This is a genomic window from Pseudonocardia sp. NPDC049635 (genome assembly GCF_040659795.1).
Classification (GTDB): Bacteria; Actinomycetota; Actinomycetes; order Mycobacteriales; family Pseudonocardiaceae; genus Pseudonocardia.
This window is the reverse complement of record NZ_JBFAON010000005.1, coordinates 133,480-148,898: the sequence shown is the minus strand read 5'-3', so window position 1 is coordinate 148,898 and position 15,419 is coordinate 133,480. Positions and strand designations below refer to the sequence as shown.

Genomic DNA, 15,419 nt, shown 5'->3' with positions numbered 1-15,419 from the left:
AGGGTCTCGAGCAGCGCCGGCACCGACGCCGGGTTGGGGGTGAGCAGCGCGAACGCGCCCACCGTGATCGCCCACCGTCGCAGCCGCACGGGCCCACCCCCTTAAATTAGGTGAACCTAGCTATCAGTGAATAGCGTTCGCAATCCCTCCTGACGTACGGTCCCCGGGTGTCGATCACACCGCGGCCCCGCCCCGGGAACCGGCCGGGCCCCAAGCCCCGTCTGACCCGGGAGGAGATCGTGGAGGCGGCCGTCGAGGTCGGCGTCGACCGGCTGTCGGTCGCGGCCGTCGCGGACCGGCTCGGTGTCGCGCCCGGGACCCTCTACCGCTACGTCGAGAGCCTCGACGAGATCGCCGCGTCGGCGGTCGAGCTGGTGTTCGCCCGCACCCCGCTGCCCTCGGCGGACCGGGGCTGGCGGCCGTTCCTGGAGGACGAGGCGGCACTCGCGTTCGACCTGTTGACGCGCTACTCGGGGCTGATCCAGGATCTCGGCGCCGACCTCGCGACGGTGTCCGGTGACCGGCTGCGGCAGATCGTCACGATCCTGTGCGAGGCGGGGTTCAGCCCGGCGACCGCGGTCCGGGTCGCCGACGCGGTGCTCGACACGGTCGCCGACGGCGCCACCCAGACCCGGTTCGTGCGGGGACCCGACCGCGGGCCCGGTGACCTGTCCGAGGCCGCGCTCGCCTACCTGGCGACCCTCGACGAACCGGTCCGCGGCGAGGTGCTCGCGATCATGCGGGACCCCCGCGGGCACGTCCTGGACAAGGTCGCCCTGGTGCTCGACGGCGTCGAGCACCGCCGGGCCGCCGGACGGGACGGTTACGCCGGCATCAGCTGAGCGGCCCTGCGGCGTTGCGGTCGCCGTCCGGGTCGAGCAGATCCGGCTCGGGTGCCGCTCGGCCCCGCCAGGCCTCCAGCACCGCCGGGTCGGCACCGGTGTGCGCGAGCACCCGCAGCGCCACGGCCTGCGCGGCGCGACCGGGCGGGTCCGCCGGACGCCCCCCGGGTGCCCGGCCGGCGGCGACCGCCCGGACCACCTGCGCGGTGATCTCGCGCTGGGCCGGATCCCCGAACCGGGCCAGCAGCCGATCGAAGGCGGCGAGCCGCCCCGGGTCGAACGGCCGGCGGCCACCGGTCAGGTCGGTCAGCGGGTGCGCCGGGTAGAGGTGCGCGCACGGCAGGTACCCGACCGGCACCGGGACGGTCGCGGCGTGCGTCCGCCCGGCCCGCAGGACGGCCGGCAGGAGATGGGTGTGCGGGCCGTCCGGCGACCGCCCGTCCGGGGGCGGGATCGCCGCGTACACCTCGACCCGGCCGACGGCGGTGACGAACACCCGGTGCGGCCCGGCCGCCACCAGCGCCGCGGTCAGGTCACCGTCCAGCGGCCGCCCCTCGGCGGCCCGCAGGACCTCCAGCAACCCCGGGTCACGGGTGCGCACGCAGGCGTCCACCGTGGGGGTGCCGAGGCCCAGGTCGACCAGCACCGCGTCCCGGTCCTCGGCGCGCAGTGCGCCGGCGTCCGGGCCGAGGACGGTGATCGTCGCCCGGCCGGACCGCCGGGCCGCGGCGACGGGCAGGCACAGCGCGACGGCGTGGTTCCAGTGGTCGTCCGGGCCGACCGGGGTGCGGTAGGCCAGCGGCCGGAGGCCGGGCAGCGGATCGACCCGGATCCCGCCACGGCCGGTGACGACGGCACCGGGCCCGGTCGTGACCGGCTCCCCCGGGAGCCGGACGAACTCCGCGATCGCACCCGGCGCGCCCATGCTCCAGCCCGCGTCCGGATCGTCCAGGTACCCGGTCAGCAACTCCCGGACGGCGTCCATGCCCCGACCTCCCGTCATCGGTGTGCCACCGCGCGCCGCCCGACCCGGCGCGGCCGGGAATCACGGCCGGCACGCGCGTCACCGGATCGACCCCGACCGTCCGACAGTGCCACACCGGGGGACCCCCGCGGCGCGCACCGCGACAGCCGGTCCGGTGCGACGCCGCGGGAGCGCACCGGCCTCAGCCGGTGATCTGCGCCCGGACCCGGCGGGCCGCCGCGACCAGGTTGGTCAGTGCCGCGACGGTCTCCGGCTCACCGCGGGTCTTCAGCCCGCAGTCCGGGTTCGCCCAGAGCCGGTCCGGGCCGATGTAGCGCAGCGCGGTGGTCAGCTGGGCGGCGAACTCGTCGGCGTCCGGCACCTCGGGCGAGTGCACGTCGTACACACCGGGACCCAGGCCGCGCGGGATGCCCGGACCCAGGTCGGCGAGCACCTCCATCCGGGACCGGGCCGCCTCGACGGTGGTGACGTCGGCGTCCAGGCCGTCGATCGCCCCGACCACCTCACCGAACTCCGAGTAGCACAGGTGGGTGTGGATCTGCGTGCTGTCCGCGACCCCGCCGACCGACATCCGGAACGCGTCGATCGCCCACTCCAGGTAACCGGCGCGGTCCCGCTCGCGCAGCGGCAGCAGCTCGCGCAGCGCCGGCTCGTCCACCTGGATGATCCGGATCCCGGCGGCCTCCAGGTCGAGCACCTCGTCCCGCAGCGCCAGCCCGACCTGCCGGGCAGTCTCCCCGAGCGGCTGGTCGTCCCGCACGAACGACCAGGCGAGGATCGTCACCGGTCCGGTCAGCATGCCCTTGACCGGTCTGTCCGAGAGCGACTGCGCGTAGGTGGCCCACTCGACGGTGATCGGGGCGGGCCGCGACACGTCCGAGTGCAGGATCGGCGGCCGCACGCACCGCGAGCCGTAGGACTGCACCCACCCGAACTCGGTGGTCGCGAACCCGTCCAGGTTCTCGGCGAAGTACTGGACCATGTCGTTGCGCTCGGGTTCGCCGTGCACGAGCACGTCCAGCCCGATGTCCTCCTGGAGCCGGACCACCCGGGCGACCTCCCGGCGCATCCGCCCGGTGTACTCGGCCTCGTCGATCCGCCCGGCCCGGTGGGCGGCGCGGTCCCGGCGGATCTCGGCGGTCTGCGGGAACGAGCCGATCGTGGTGGCCGGCACGTCCGGCAGACCCAGCGCCTCGCGCTGCACCTTCGCCCGCACGTCACCCGGGCCGCGCCGGTAGTGGTCGGAGCCCAGTGCCTCCAGTCGGGCCCGGACGCTCCCGTCGCGGCGGGCGGCCGCCGCGACCCGCTCCCGGGTCGCCTTCGCGGCGTCGAACTCCGCGGCCACGGCCGACCGGCCCTCGCGCAGCGCGCGGCCGAGCAGCACCACCTCGTCGACCTTCTGCCGGGCAAACGCCAGCTTGTCGACGACGTCGGCGGGCAGCGCCGTCTCCACCGACAGGTCGTAGGGCACGTGCAGCAGCGAGCAGGAGGTCGAGATCTCCACCCGGCCCGCGACGCCGGCCAGCCGCGCCGCGGTCACCAGTGCGGCGTCCAGGTCGGTGCGCCACACGTTGCGGCCGTCGACGACACCGGCCAGCACCAGCTTCCCGCCGATCCCCCCGACATCGTCGATCCCGTCCAGGTCGGACGCGCCGGCGACCAGGTCGAGGGCCAGTCCCTCGACCGCCGTGGAGGCGAGCACCGGCAGCGCCGGGCCGAGCTCACCGAAGTAGGAAGCGACCAGGATCTTCGGCCGCCGTGGCGCGGCCGCGAGCCGGTCGTAGGCCTTGCGCAGCGCCGCGACCTCCTCCGCGGTGCGGTCGGCGGCGAAGGCCGGCTCGTCGAGCTGGACCCACTCGGCACCCGCGTCGGCCAGCTCGGCCAGCAGGTCCCGGTAGACCTCCACCAGCGGGCCGAGCAGGTCCAGCGGCCGGAACCCCCCGGGTGCACCCTCGGCGGGCTTGGACAGCAGCAGGAACGTCACCGGGCCGACCAGCACCGGACGGGTGACGACACCGGAGCGCAGTGCCTCCCGGAACTCCTCCGACGCCTTGCGCGATCCCGGCGCGAGCCGGGTTCCCGGGCCGACCTCCGGGACGAGGTAGTGGTAGTTCGTGTCGAACCACTTGGTCATCTCGCACGCCGGAGCACCGGAGCGGCCGCGAGCCATCGCGAACATCCGCTCCAGCGGGTCGGCGACGCCGGCGAAACGCTCCGGGACGGCGCCGACGGCCAGCGCGGTGTCCAGGACGTGGTCGTAGAACGAGAACGTGTTGCCGGGGACCCGGCCCAGTCCCGCGTCGCGCAGCGTGGTCCAGGTGTCGCGGCGCAGCCCGGCCGCCACCTCGTGCAGCGCCGAGGCGTCGGACCGGCCGGCCCAGAACGCCTCGGTCGCGCGCTTCAGCTCCCGGTCCGGCCCGATCCTGGGGTAGCCCAGGACGGTACTGCCGGTACTGGACACGGACCTCGTCATCTCACAGCCCTCTCTCCTCGCGAGTGCGGTGGAGGACCCGTCACCGCCGGGGAGGGCACGACGGCACGTTCCGGGGCATGTCCACACCGGACGCCCGGTGGCGCCGGCGGGCACGGTGCGCACCCGGTCGTCCGCTGGGCCCTCCCGCGAGGCCACGGATCCGCGCACGCCGGTCGGCGCACGCACCGGCGGCAGGTATTCGGACTCGTGGGCGTCGCGCTCTCCCCTACCGGCCGTCGCTTCCCGGGATCGCTCCCAGTGCTCGTGACGGCTTTCGTTCCCACTCACCGCTGCGGGGCAGTCCCGGACTCGCACCGGGTTCCCTGTTGACCCGTGACGCTCCCGCTGGAGGCGTCACGAACCGTCGGCGGACCGACCATAACCCACCGGGAACGGTTCCCGGACTATTGCCTTTTACTCACAGTTGCCATAGTTTGGCGACACGCTCGCCCTGCTCGGGCCTTGAGCGTCCTAGCCCTGCCCCCTCCGTTCAGAGGGGTTTCCTGCCTGGTCTGCCGACCGGTAATCCCGGTCATCCCTGTGCGCGCGCCCACAGCGCTCCTAACGTGCGGCTCGACCCACCCGCCTGCCTCAGAAAGGGCTGACATGCAGGTAGACGAGCTGCTCAAGCCGTTCCCCATCAAGGAGTTCCACCCGTTCCCCCGAGCGCTGATGGGTCCCGGCTCGCACGAGCTGATCGGTCCGGAGGCCCTGAAGATGGGCTTCAAGAAGACCCTGGTCATGACGTCCGGCCTGCGCGGGACCGACATCGTCCACAAGATCGTCGAGTCGATGAAGTACCACGGGCTCGAGGTCGTCGTGTACGACCAGGTCGAGTCGAACCCCAAGGACTACAACGTCATGGACGCGGTGGGCCTCTACCAGCAGAACAAGTGCGACTCGTTCGTCTCCATCGGTGGCGGCTCCTCGCACGACGCCTGCAAGGGCGCACGGGTCTCGGTCGCCCACGACGGCCGCAACGTCAACGAGTTCGAAGGCTTCAACAAGTCCGAGAACCCGGCGAACCCGCCGCACATCGCGGTCTCCACGACGGCCGGCACCGGCTCCGAGACGTCCTGGGCCTACGTGATCACCGACACCACCACGGACCCGGACAACCCGCACAAGTACGTGGCGTTCGACGACGCCTCGGTCACCTCGCTGGCCATCGACGACCCGGTCCTCTACTACGACTGCCCGATCGACTACACCGCCCAGTGCGGTTTCGACGTGCTCGCCCACGCCTCCGAGCCCTACGTGTCGCGGCTGAACTTCCAGCCCTCGCTGGGCAACGCGCTGCACGCGGTCAAGCTGACCGCGCAGAACCTGCGCGCCGCCGTGTGGAACGGCCAGGACCTCGCCGGCCGTGAGGGCATGATGTACGCGCAGTACATCGCCGCCCAGGCGTTCAACTCCGGCGGGCTCGGGATCATCCACTCCATCTCGCACGCGGTGTCGGCGTTCTACGACACCCACCACGGCCTGAACAACGCCATCGCGCTGCCCCGGGTGTGGGCGTTCAACATGCCGGTCGCCTACGAGCGGTTCGCCGACATCGCGGAGGCGATGGGCGTCGACACGCGCGGCATGACCAAGCCGCAGGCCGCCGACGCCGCGCTCGCCGCGGCCATCCGGCTGCTGCGCGACGTGGGCATCCCGGAGCGCTTCGCCGACGTCAAGCAGGACACCTACTCCAAGAACCGCCTCGGTGTCGGCCCGACGAAGTTCTACGAGAACGCGCCGACCATCATCGGTGACGCCGCGGACGTCGACCGCATCACCAACCACGTCCTGGGTGACGCCTGCACCCCGGGCAACCCGAAAGAGTGCACCTTCGAGACGGTCCGCCCGGTCGTCGAGCACTCCGTGAACGGCGACCTGGACGACCTGCTCACCTGATCGTCCGTTCCGCCCGTCCCGTTCGCGCCAGCGGGCCCACTCCGTGCGAGGTCGTACTCGCCACGGGTGGGCCCGTCGGCTGCGCGGCCCGCCGCACCCGGCACCGGTGCGGCCCCTCGAAGGAGAGCCCCAGCGTGACCCCCGTTCCCGGCTCCGCCGGCGTTGAGAGCCCCACGCCGACCACGGCACCGTTCGAGTCCGTCGACCACGTCGTGGAGACCCTGCGCGAGCAGGGTTACATCGCCGACACCCGGCTCGCGACCACGGTCTTCCTGCTCACCCGGCTGGACAAGCCGCTGTTGCTGGAGGGCCCCGCCGGCGTCGGCAAGACCGAGCTGGCGAAGATGCTCGCGCTCGCCACCGGACGACGCCTGCTGCGCCTGCAGTGCTACGAGGGCCAGGACGAGACCAAGGCCCTCTACGAGTGGGACTACGGCAAGCAGCTCATGTACACCCAGATCCTGCGCGAGAAGATCGGGCAGGTCGTCGAGGACGCCCCGGATCTCGCCTCGGCCGTCGACCGGATCGGGTCGCAGGAGAGCGTCTTCTTCTCCGAGCGGTTCCTGGCGCCGCGCCCGCTGCTCGAGGCCATCCGCTCGGAACAGCCCTGCGTGCTGCTGATCGACGAGGTCGACCGAGCCGACGAGGCCCTCGAGGCGGTGCTGCTGGAGACCCTGGGCGAGTACCAGATCTCGGTGCCCGAGGTCGGGACGTTCGTCGCCAAGCACCGTCCCTACGTCCTGCTGACCTCGAACAACACCCGGGACCTCGCGGCCGCGCTGAAGCGCCGCTGCCTGCACCTGTTCCTCGACTACCCCTCGGCGCAGCGGGAGCTGGAGATCGTGCGGTCGAAGAAGACCGGGCTCGCCGACCAGCTGGCCGAGGAGCTCGTGGGGGTGGTGCGCGGGCTGCGCGAGCTGGAGCTGCGCAAGGCTCCCTCGATCTCGGAGACGATCGACTGGGCGCGCACCCTCGCCGTCCTGGGGGTCGAGGAGCTCAGCCCGCAGGTCCTGTCGGACACCGTCTCGGTCGTCGTGAAGTACGACAAGGACGTCCGCAAGGCGCTCGACGCGATCCCGCACCTGGTCGACCCGAACACCGTGGTCGAGGAGCACGGGCACGGGCACGGTCATGGGCACGGGCACGGGCACGGCCACGGACACGGGCACGAGGCGGACCACTCGCACGACACCGACCGGCCGCGCGGCACCGGTGGCCCCGGCGGACCGGACGACGGCGACGTCGACGGTCGTGCGCTCCGCGCCGCCAAGGACCGGCCCGGCAGGCACGCCGACGGTTACGGCAACAAGGCCGCTGCCGGGCGGGCCGCACCGCCGCTGCGGAGCGTGACCCCCGGCCAGGGGGCCCGGTCGTTCGGCGCCCGCAAGCGTCCGCTCTGAGGGCCGCGACGTGGAAGCGAGCATCCACCGCTTCGTCCGGCTCCTGCGGATCCGGGCGGTGCGCATCTCGGTGTCCGAGGCCCTGGACGCGATGGCCTGCGCCGCCCAGCCCGGGGTGCTGTCCGACCGGACCGTGCTGAAGGAGGCGCTGCGGGTCGCGCTGGTCAAGGACCGCCGCGACGAGGCCACCTTCGACGAGGTCTTCGACCTGTTCTTCTCCCTGGTCAAGGTGGGTGAGCAGGACACCGGTCACGGGCACGGCCATGGCCACGGCGACATGACCGACGACGCACCGCTGGACAGCTTCACGCTCTCCGAGGAGCCGTCGGAGACCCCGCAGGAGGGCCACGACCACGGCGCCCCGGCCGACATCCGGGACTACTTCGACCCGGAGGACCTGGCCGAGCAGTACAACCTGCACCAGGAGGCCAACAAGATCGACATGGCGTCGATGACCGACGAGATCGTGCTGTCCAAGGAGCAGGCCGGCGACATCACCGACGGGCAGCGGGTGCAGATCGAGACCGACCGGTTCTCCGGCGGTGGCCTGCCGGGCGACATCTCGCAGGCCCAGGGGACCAAGGTCGACGCCGATCTCTCGGTCGCCCAGCAGGACGCGCTGCTGGGCTGGCTGAGCTCCGAGGAGGATCGGCTCTCCGCGGAGGAGGCCGGCACGGAGGACGATGCCGCGGCGCTGCGGCGCAGGCTCGCCGGGGTGCTGGAGAACCTGCCCGAGCTGCTCAAGGCGCACCTGGAGAAGCTGCTGGAGATCGAGCAGCGGATCGTCGAGGGGCACGACGACACCGAACGCGCCGCCGAGGTCGACCGGGCCTCCGAGCGCGAGCGCATGCAGCTGGAGGACTCGCTGCGCCGGCTCGCCAAGTCCCTGCACGGCGCGCTCACCCACCGGCGCCGGGTGTCGCCGCGCGGCCGGATCGACTCGGCCAGGACGATGCGCCGCAACATGCGCTACGACGGGGTGCCGTTCGCCCCGGTCACGGTGGCCCGGCAGGAGGACAAACCGCGACTGGTGGTGCTGGCCGACGTCTCGCTGTCGGTCCGGGCCACCGCACGGTTCACCCTGCACCTGGTGCACGGCCTGCAGGACCTGTTCGGTCAGGTGCGCTCGTTCGCGTTCGTGGCCGACCTGGTCGAGGTCACCGACCTGTTCGCCGACCACCCGGTCGAGCACGCCCTCGGGTTGATCTTCGGCGGTGACCAGCTCGACGTCGACGCGAACTCGGACTACGGGCTCGCCTTCGGGCAGTTCCTGGAGGACCACGGGTCGGCAGTCACCCGGCGGACCACGGTGCTGGTGCTCGGCGACGGGCGGGGCAACGGCAACGACCCGAACACCGAGGCGTTCGTCGAGATCACCCGCCGCGCCCGGGAGACGATCTGGCTCACCCCCGAGCCGCGCTACTCGTGGGGGCTGGGCCGGTGCGACCTGCCTGTCTACGCCGAGTTCTGCGACCGGGTCCGGGTGGTCCGGGACCTGGCCGGGCTGGAGACGACGACCAACGAGATGGCCGGTGAGCTCATCGGTCGCTGAGCACGTCCCCACCGGGCCGAGGCTAGGCCGTTCGACCGAATCGTCATCACGTTCCGTTCCCGCGGAGGTACAGTCGGTCGCATCCCTCGTGAAGGAGAGTCCGGCGATGCGTGACCGTGGGCTCGTGGTCCGCCTGCTCGCGCGGATGTGCACCGCGATGTGGGGTTACATGCCGGGGGTGATCCCGGCGATGGTGGCCACCATGGGCGACGGGCCCGCGCTGCGCTGGTTCGCGCTCAACTTCCCACGTTTCCTCGTGACGCTGCGGGTGCTCGGGCCGGTCCGGACCCATCTGGCCGGGCTCACCATCTCCCTCGCCAACGGTTGCGTCTACTGCGCCTACGGCCGGGCGCACGCCCTCGAACTGATCTGGCTGCGCGACCACGGACGGCTGTTCCCGCTGGACGCGCGCACTCTGGAGAGCTGGAACGGCCTGACCCGGCACGAGATCGCCGTCCGGCTCCGCGCGGTGCTGGAGGAGGCGGGGCTGCACGCCGAGGTGATCTGGGTCGACCGCACCCTCGCCCTGGTCGAGGGTCTCCCGCCGATCGACGCGACCGAACGCCGGATCGCGCACCTGTGCCGGATGGTCGGCACCATGAACGCGATCGCGGTCACCGCGGGCACCGTTCCCGACGGCGCGCACGACCCGGTCAACAAGGACACCGCGCTGAAGGCCCGGCTCGTCGCCGCCCAGGGCGCCGGGGCCTGAGCCCGCTCGCCCCGGCGGTCGGCGCGGTCGCGCCCGCGGTCCGGGAGGTGCTCGCGCACGCGATACCGCTCACCTCGTGAGCGGATTCCGGATACCGGAGGTCGCCCGCACCCGACCCGCCCGGCACTGGACACCACTGCTCTCCGAGATCGCTCACCGGATGAGCGGTTCAGTCCGGGAGACGGTGCCCGGCCCGGACCTGCCGCGGCTCGCGGCCGGACCGGATGCGGCGGTGGATGCCGCGCTCAGCCGGTCGCGGGGGCGCCGAGCAGCCTGCGGGCGGCGGTGTCCAGGGCGTAACCGAGCGCCCCGATCACCAGGATCACCGCCATCACCTTGTCGTAGGCCAGCTGGTCGCGAGAGTTGAGGATCTCGTAACCCAGCCCCGAGGTGACGCCGAGCATCTCCGCGGGCACCAGCACCACCCAGCCGATCCCCAGGGCAAGCCGGACACCGGTGAGCAGGTGCGGGCGCACGGTCGGCAGCACGATCGTCGACAGCGTCTCCCACCGGCTCGCGCCGAGCGATCGGGCGACCAGGGTCAGCTTCGGGTCCACGGCCCGCACCCCGGCGACCGCTGGCAGCACGCGGTGCGCGGGCTCGCCGACGACCCGCTCGGCCGGATCCGCACCGCGTTCGAGCTCGCCGCGTCCGCGGCGCGCCGGCGCGGGTACCGCGGCTGTCCCCACCTGAACGCGGCGACCGAGTTCCCCGGCCCGGAGTCCCCGGTCGCCGCGGTCGTCGCGGAGCACCGGGCCCGGCAGCGCGCCGCGTTCCGCGACGCGCTGGTGCAGCTGGGGCACCCCGACCCGGACGAGACCGCCGCCCGGATCCAGCTCGTCTACGACGGCGGGCTCGCCGGGTCGAAGGCCGAACGCAGCGCCGAACCGATCACCCGGGCCGCCGCACTCGCCGTGGCCCTGGCGGTGCCGTCGGGCACCTCACCGGAGCAGGCACCGGCCCGCCCGCCGGCCCGCCCACCGGCACTGCCGCCGGACGTGTCCCGGGCGCCACAGCCGCCCCCGGACCGAGCCGGCCGGTCCTGAACCGCCCGGCCGTCCGGAGGGGGAGGGCCCGTGTGGTCGGACGTGGTGCACCGCGCACCGGCGACCTAGCGTCGGTGCTCCGTACCGCCGAGGGAGCATCGATGATCGACACCGACCGGCTCAGCAACGACCTCGCGGGCTGGCTGGAACGCACGCTCGTCCGGCCGGGGCTGCTTCCCGCCGACCGGTTCGAGGAGGCGTTCGTGGCCTGTGTCGCGAGCGCCGCGAAGGACCCCGATTCCCCGGACGACGCCTGGCTCGCCTTCTACCGCAACACCCTGGACGCGCTGGCCGGCGAGCCGGAGCCGGGCGGGACGAACGCCGAGATGGCCCCGGTGCACGCCCGCGCCCGCTCGCTCGTCCTCGGCGGCGACGTCCTGGAGCTGGGCTGCTGTTTCGGCTTCCTGTCCCTGCAGCTGGCCCGCGACGGGCACCGGGTCACCGCGACCGACCTGACCGGCGGGGCGGTCGACCTGCTCACGAGGATGGCACCGCAGCTGGGTGCGGACGTCGAGACGCACGTCGCCGACGCGCGCGCCGTCGCCCTGCCGGACGGCTGCGCCGACACGGTGTTCGCGGTGCACCTCATCGAGCACCTGCCCGAGGCCGAGGGCGACGAGGTGGTCGCCGAGATGCTGCGCCTGGCCCGGCGGCGGGTCGTCGTCGCCGTCCCGTTCGAGGACGCGCCGAACCCGACATGGGGACACGTGCGGACGTTCGACCCGGCCGTCCTGCACCGGATCGGCGCGAGCACCGGTCTCCCGTTCGAGGTGTCGGAGCACCACGGCGGCTGGCTGGTCATCGACCACCGACCGGCTCCGGGCGGGGACGGCCCCGGTCGACCAGCGCGTGCGTGAGCAGCTCCAGCGGGCCACGGTCGTAGCGGCGCAACCACCGGCCCATCGCCGCGACCGACAGCACGACCACCCCGGCCCAGATCCCGACGACGCCCGCCGTGCGTAGCGGGGGCGGCACCGTCGCCAGAGCCGCGGCCAGCCCGAGGCCCCAGGGGTGGAAGAGCACCGACGCGACGACGTTCTGGCCGACGTAGCAGCTCATCGCGGTCCGACCGACCGTGGTGAGCCCGCGCCGCACCCGACCCGCCGGGCCGCGCATCCCCAGCAGCACCGCCGGGACCAGGCCGAGCAGGCCCGCCGCCACCAGCGGTGCCGCCAGGTACCGCTCGACACCGATCCAGGCCGGCCCGGCCAGCACCGCCGCGACGTCGGCGACGACGCCCACCGCACCGACCGCCATCAACCGGGTCCGGACCCGGGCCCCACCCCGGTGCGCCTCGAACACCCCGGCCCGCAGGAGGGCCGATCCGACGAGGAACAGCACGATCGCCGACGGCACGACCAGCACCAGCTCGACCCGGTAGAGCAGCGGCTCGGTCAGCCGCAACCACACCTGCCCGGTCCAGGTCGACGGGTACGCCGGCGCCGGGACGGAACCGCCGTCGTCGGAGCTCAGCGCCACGGTCAGCGCACCCACGACGAGCAGCACGAACCCGCCCGCCAGCAGCCCGGCCGTCACCCGTACCGCCGATGACCGCCCGACCAGCCAGGCCACCAGCACCGACGCGATCGCGTACCCCATGAGCACGTCGAACTCGAACACCAGCAGGTAGTGCAGCAGACCCTCGACGAACAGGATCCCGGCGCGCAGCAGGTACCGGCCGGGCCAGCGGATGCCGCGTCGTACCGCGGAGCGGTACTGCAGCTCCATCCCGATCCCGAACAGCAGGGTGAGCAGTGCGAGGAACTTGCCGTTGACGACGGCGAGCAACACCCGGTCCAGCCACCAGCCGACGTCGAACCCGCCCAGGACGGCGGCAGGTCCTGCCGGGTCGGCGAACACCCACACATTGACGGCGAACGTCCCGGCGATCGCGAGGCCACGCAGCACGTCCGGCGCGGCCAGCCTGCCCTCAGACACGCTCGGGCCTCCGCTCATCCGAACCCGGCAGCTCGTCCGAACCCGGGAGCACCGTGGCCCACAGCGGGCCCGCCACGAACCAGATGCCGGCGACCACCGAGATCCGGGCCAGCCACGCCCACATCGGGTCGTCGTTCCACTGCGCGGGCGCGGGCAACGACCCGCCGCCGACGAGAGTCAGCAGGCACAGCACCGCGGCGGCGATCCCCCAGGCCAGCACGACCTTGCCGAACTCGCCCCACTCGTGGCGCATCCGGGCGGTGCCGCCGCGCGGTGGCCGCGGCGGCCGGGGCCCGTCCGCGAACCGGTACGCGAACCGGGCGTCGGCCCAGCGCACCAGCGAGTGTCCGAAGGCGACGGTGACACCGAGATAGACCGCGGCCAGGCCGTGCACCGGGGACGGCTCCCCGCCCGCGGCGATGTCCGCCACCGACGCGACGATCAGGACGACGTCCATCAGCGGCACCCCGAGCAGCAGCGCCGCGCCGAGTCGCGGTGCCCGCAGCAGGTACCGGACGGCCAGGCCGGCCACCAGGAACGCCCAGAACGCGATCTCGGCGGCGCCGATCAGCCACAACAGCGGGTCGGCGAGCAATGATTCCCCCATGCCGGACGACGGTGCCCGTCCGCGGCCGCCCCGTCGTCCGCCTGACGACCGATCCGGACCTACCACCTTCGACGGACGGCCACGCGCCCGCGGACGTGCTGGGATGGCGGGGTGCCCCGCAGCTCCGAGCTCCCGTTGCCGGTCCGGGACGCCGGTGTCGCCGCAGGCTGGTTCACCTTCGGGGTGCTGCTCATGTGGCTGTTGCCGGAGATGCGCATCGCCTTCTCCGGCGGTGAACCCGGCCCGGCCCCGTCCGCGGTGCTGGTGCTCGCCGTCGCCTGCACCGGCTCCGTGCTCCGCCGGACCCGGGCCCCGGTCGGGCTCGCGATCGCCACCGTGGCGCTGGTCGGTGGCGCCCTGTGGGAGGGACGTACCGAGATCGGGGTCCTGCTGGTGTTCAGCGACCTGCTCTACTGCGCGGTCCGGCACCCGCCGCGGCGGACCGCGCGGGCCGTCGCGATCACCGCCGGTGTCGTGGTCGTGTTGCTGGCCGCCGTCACCCTGGTGTTCCAGGGCGGCCGGCTCGCCGTCCTCCACCTGTTCAACCTGGTGCTGCTCGTGGGCGTCCCGACGGTGTGGGGCCTGGAGGTCCGCCGGCACGAGGACCTCGCCGCCGCCGAGCGGGCCCGCGCCGAGGAGGCCGCCCGCGCGGTCGCCAGGGAACGCGACGCGGCGGTCGCCGCGGAACGGGCGCGGATGGCCCGCGACCTGCACGACGTCGTCGCCGGGCGGTTGTCGGCGATCGCGCTGCACTCCGAGGCCGCGCTGCAGCCCGGTGCGGACCCGGAGCTGGTGCGGCGGGCCCTCGCCACGGTGCGTGAGTCCGGGGTGGCCGCGCTCGGGGAGATGCGCACGATGATCGGGCTGCTCCGGGACACCGGGCCGCACGACCCGCCGACGGCACCGGCCCGGCTGACGGAGCTGGCCGGGCTCCTGGCGGAGGCGCGGGCCGGCGGGCTGTCCGTCCGGTGCGACGACGAGCGCCCGCCCGGCACCGAGCTCGGGGCACCGGTGGAGCTGGCCGGTTTCCGGATCGTGCAGGAGTCGCTGACCAACGCGGCGAAGCACGCACCCGGCGCCCCGGTGGCGGTGCGGCTGGGGATCGACGACGACGCGCTGGCCATCGAGATCCGCAACGGGCGGGGCGGGAGCCCCACGCCCGCGGGCCCAGCCCTGCACGGCGGCACCGGGCTGGCGGGTCTGGACGAACGCGCCCGTGCGGTCGGTGGCACGCTGAGCGCGGGCCCGGACGGCGAGGGATGGCTGGTCCGGGCCACGCTGCCGATCGACCCCCCGGGAGGTCCCCGATGAGCATCCGGGTGGTGGTCGCCGACGACCAGGAGGCGATCCGCACCGGCCTGTGCATGATCCTGGGATCGGCCTCCGACATCGAGGTCGTCGCCGAGGCCGCCGACGGGCTCACCGCGGTCCGCACCGCGCAGGAGCACCGGCCCGACGTCGTGCTGATGGACATCCGGATGCCCGGGATCGACGGCATCGAGGCGACCCGCCGGATCCTCGCGGCCGGCTCGTCCCAGGTGCTGGTGCTGACCACGTTCGACCTGGACGAGCTGGTGGACGGTGCGCTCGCCGCGGGTGCGGCCGGGTTCCTGCTGAAGTCGGTCGACGCGGCGGGGCTGATCAACGGGGTGCGCGCGGTCGCCAGGGGCGACGGCGTGCTCGCACCGGAGGTGACCCGCCGGGTGATCGGTCGCTATGCGGGTGCCCCCCGGCCCGCCGCGGTGCCCGGGCTGGAACTGCTCACCCGCCGGGAGACCGACGTCCTCGCCGGGCTCGGCCGCGGGCTGTCCAACGCGGAGCTGGCCGAGGAGCTGGTCATCTCGGAGGGGACGACGAAGACCCACGTCTCCCGGGTGCTGGCGAAGCTGGGCCTGCGCTCGCGCACCCAGGCGGCGATCGCCGCCCAGGAGGCGGGGCTGGTCTGAGTGCGGCCGGGCCGCGTTC

At 73.6% G+C, this 15,419-nt stretch carries 14 protein-coding genes and 1 riboswitch; of the genes, 9 read left to right on the top strand and 5 right to left on the bottom strand.

Going from position 1 to position 15,419, the window contains the following annotated elements:
- Positions 1 to 167 precede the first annotated feature (167 nt).
- Complete coding sequence (locus AB0J24_RS09000; protein WP_358677762.1) at positions 168 to 842, top strand: TetR family transcriptional regulator; 675 nt, start codon at positions 168 to 170, stop codon at positions 840 to 842.
- On the opposite strand, the gene AB0J24_RS08995 is transcribed toward AB0J24_RS09000, so the two are convergent.
- Positions 835 to 1,827, bottom strand: coding sequence for a hypothetical protein (locus AB0J24_RS08995; RefSeq protein WP_358677760.1), 993 nt, complete (start codon positions 1,825 to 1,827; stop codon positions 835 to 837). The two genes, AB0J24_RS09000 and AB0J24_RS08995, sit on opposite strands and share 8 nt — an antisense overlap.
- 181 nt (positions 1,828 to 2,008) lie before the next feature.
- Positions 2,009 to 4,300, bottom strand: coding sequence for a 5-methyltetrahydropteroyltriglutamate--homocysteine S-methyltransferase (metE, locus tag AB0J24_RS08990; RefSeq protein WP_358677758.1), 2,292 nt, complete (start codon positions 4,298 to 4,300; stop codon positions 2,009 to 2,011).
- 172 nt (positions 4,301 to 4,472) lie between these two features.
- Positions 4,473 to 4,681, bottom strand: a riboswitch (cobalamin riboswitch).
- Between the two features lie 225 nt (positions 4,682 to 4,906).
- On the opposite strand from metE, the gene mdo reads away from it, so the two are divergent.
- The 4 genes from mdo to AB0J24_RS08970 all read left to right on the top strand — a co-directional run bounded on the left by mdo (position 4,907) and on the right by AB0J24_RS08970 (position 9,863).
- A complete protein-coding gene (gene mdo, locus AB0J24_RS08985) occupies positions 4,907 to 6,199 on the top strand; it encodes an NDMA-dependent methanol dehydrogenase (RefSeq protein WP_358677756.1) in 1,293 nt (430 codons plus the stop codon).
- A 134-nt stretch (positions 6,200 to 6,333) separates the two neighbouring features.
- On the top strand, positions 6,334 to 7,599 hold the full coding sequence (locus tag AB0J24_RS08980; protein ID WP_358677754.1) for a MoxR family ATPase: 1,266 nt from the start codon (positions 6,334 to 6,336) through the stop codon (positions 7,597 to 7,599).
- Between the two features lie 10 nt (positions 7,600 to 7,609).
- On the top strand, positions 7,610 to 9,151 hold the full coding sequence (locus tag AB0J24_RS08975; RefSeq protein ID WP_358677751.1) for a VWA domain-containing protein: 1,542 nt from the start codon (positions 7,610 to 7,612) through the stop codon (positions 9,149 to 9,151).
- A gap of 106 nt (positions 9,152 to 9,257) precedes the next feature.
- Positions 9,258 to 9,863 carry a hypothetical protein gene (locus AB0J24_RS08970; protein ID WP_358677748.1) on the top strand — a complete coding sequence of 202 codons (606 nt, stop codon included), beginning with the start codon at positions 9,258 to 9,260 and terminating at the stop codon, positions 9,861 to 9,863.
- A 245-nt stretch (positions 9,864 to 10,108) separates the two neighbouring features.
- On the opposite strand, the gene AB0J24_RS08965 is transcribed toward AB0J24_RS08970, so the two are convergent.
- Entirely contained in the window at positions 10,109 to 10,429 is a 321-nt protein-coding gene (locus AB0J24_RS08965; protein ID WP_358678046.1) for an ABC transporter permease subunit, read from the bottom strand.
- Between the two features lie 24 nt (positions 10,430 to 10,453).
- Here AB0J24_RS08965 and AB0J24_RS08960 point away from each other — a divergent pair, with 24 nt between their 5' ends.
- Positions 10,454 to 10,909 carry a hypothetical protein gene (locus tag AB0J24_RS08960; protein ID WP_358677745.1) on the top strand — a complete coding sequence of 152 codons (456 nt, stop codon included), beginning with the start codon at positions 10,454 to 10,456 and terminating at the stop codon, positions 10,907 to 10,909.
- A 101-nt stretch (positions 10,910 to 11,010) separates the two neighbouring features.
- Positions 11,011 to 11,766, top strand: a complete 756-nt coding sequence (gene mftM / locus AB0J24_RS08955; protein WP_358677742.1) for a mycofactocin oligosaccharide methyltransferase MftM — start codon at positions 11,011 to 11,013, stop codon at positions 11,764 to 11,766.
- On the opposite strand, the gene AB0J24_RS08950 is transcribed toward mftM, so the two are convergent.
- Positions 11,708 to 12,847 (bottom strand): DUF418 domain-containing protein, encoded by a 1,140-nt coding sequence (locus AB0J24_RS08950; protein WP_358677740.1) that lies wholly within the window; start codon positions 12,845 to 12,847, stop codon positions 11,708 to 11,710. The two genes, mftM and AB0J24_RS08950, sit on opposite strands and share 59 nt — an antisense overlap.
- Complete coding sequence (locus AB0J24_RS08945; RefSeq protein ID WP_358677737.1) at positions 12,840 to 13,454, bottom strand: hypothetical protein; 615 nt, start codon at positions 13,452 to 13,454, stop codon at positions 12,840 to 12,842. The genes AB0J24_RS08950 and AB0J24_RS08945 overlap by 8 nt, the downstream gene beginning before the upstream one ends.
- Positions 13,455 to 13,565: 111 nt before the next feature.
- Between AB0J24_RS08945 and AB0J24_RS08940 the strand changes: the two genes are divergently transcribed.
- Positions 13,566 to 14,765, top strand: a complete 1,200-nt coding sequence (locus tag AB0J24_RS08940) for a histidine kinase (protein WP_358677735.1) — start codon at positions 13,566 to 13,568, stop codon at positions 14,763 to 14,765.
- Positions 14,762 to 15,400: a response regulator transcription factor gene (locus AB0J24_RS08935; protein ID WP_358677733.1), complete on the top strand. Its 639-nt coding sequence runs from the start codon at positions 14,762 to 14,764 to the stop codon at positions 15,398 to 15,400. The genes AB0J24_RS08940 and AB0J24_RS08935 overlap by 4 nt, the downstream gene beginning before the upstream one ends.
- Positions 15,401 to 15,419: the final 19 nt, after the last annotated feature.

Coding starts and splice junctions, on each gene's coding strand:
- AB0J24_RS08995 (WP_358677760.1), bottom strand. CDS start 1,827: ATGGACGCCGTCCGGGAGTTGCTGACCGGGTACCTGGACGATCCGGAC.
- metE (WP_358677758.1), bottom strand. CDS start 4,300: ATGACGAGGTCCGTGTCCAGTACCGGCAGTACCGTCCTGGGCTACCCC.
- mdo (WP_358677756.1), top strand. CDS start 4,907: ATGCAGGTAGACGAGCTGCTCAAGCCGTTCCCCATCAAGGAGTTCCAC.
- AB0J24_RS08970 (WP_358677748.1), top strand. CDS start 9,258: ATGCGTGACCGTGGGCTCGTGGTCCGCCTGCTCGCGCGGATGTGCACC.
- mftM (WP_358677742.1), top strand. CDS start 11,011: ATGATCGACACCGACCGGCTCAGCAACGACCTCGCGGGCTGGCTGGAA.
- AB0J24_RS08945 (WP_358677737.1), bottom strand. CDS start 13,454: ATGGGGGAATCATTGCTCGCCGACCCGCTGTTGTGGCTGATCGGCGCC.
- AB0J24_RS08935 (WP_358677733.1), top strand. CDS start 14,762: ATGAGCATCCGGGTGGTGGTCGCCGACGACCAGGAGGCGATCCGCACC.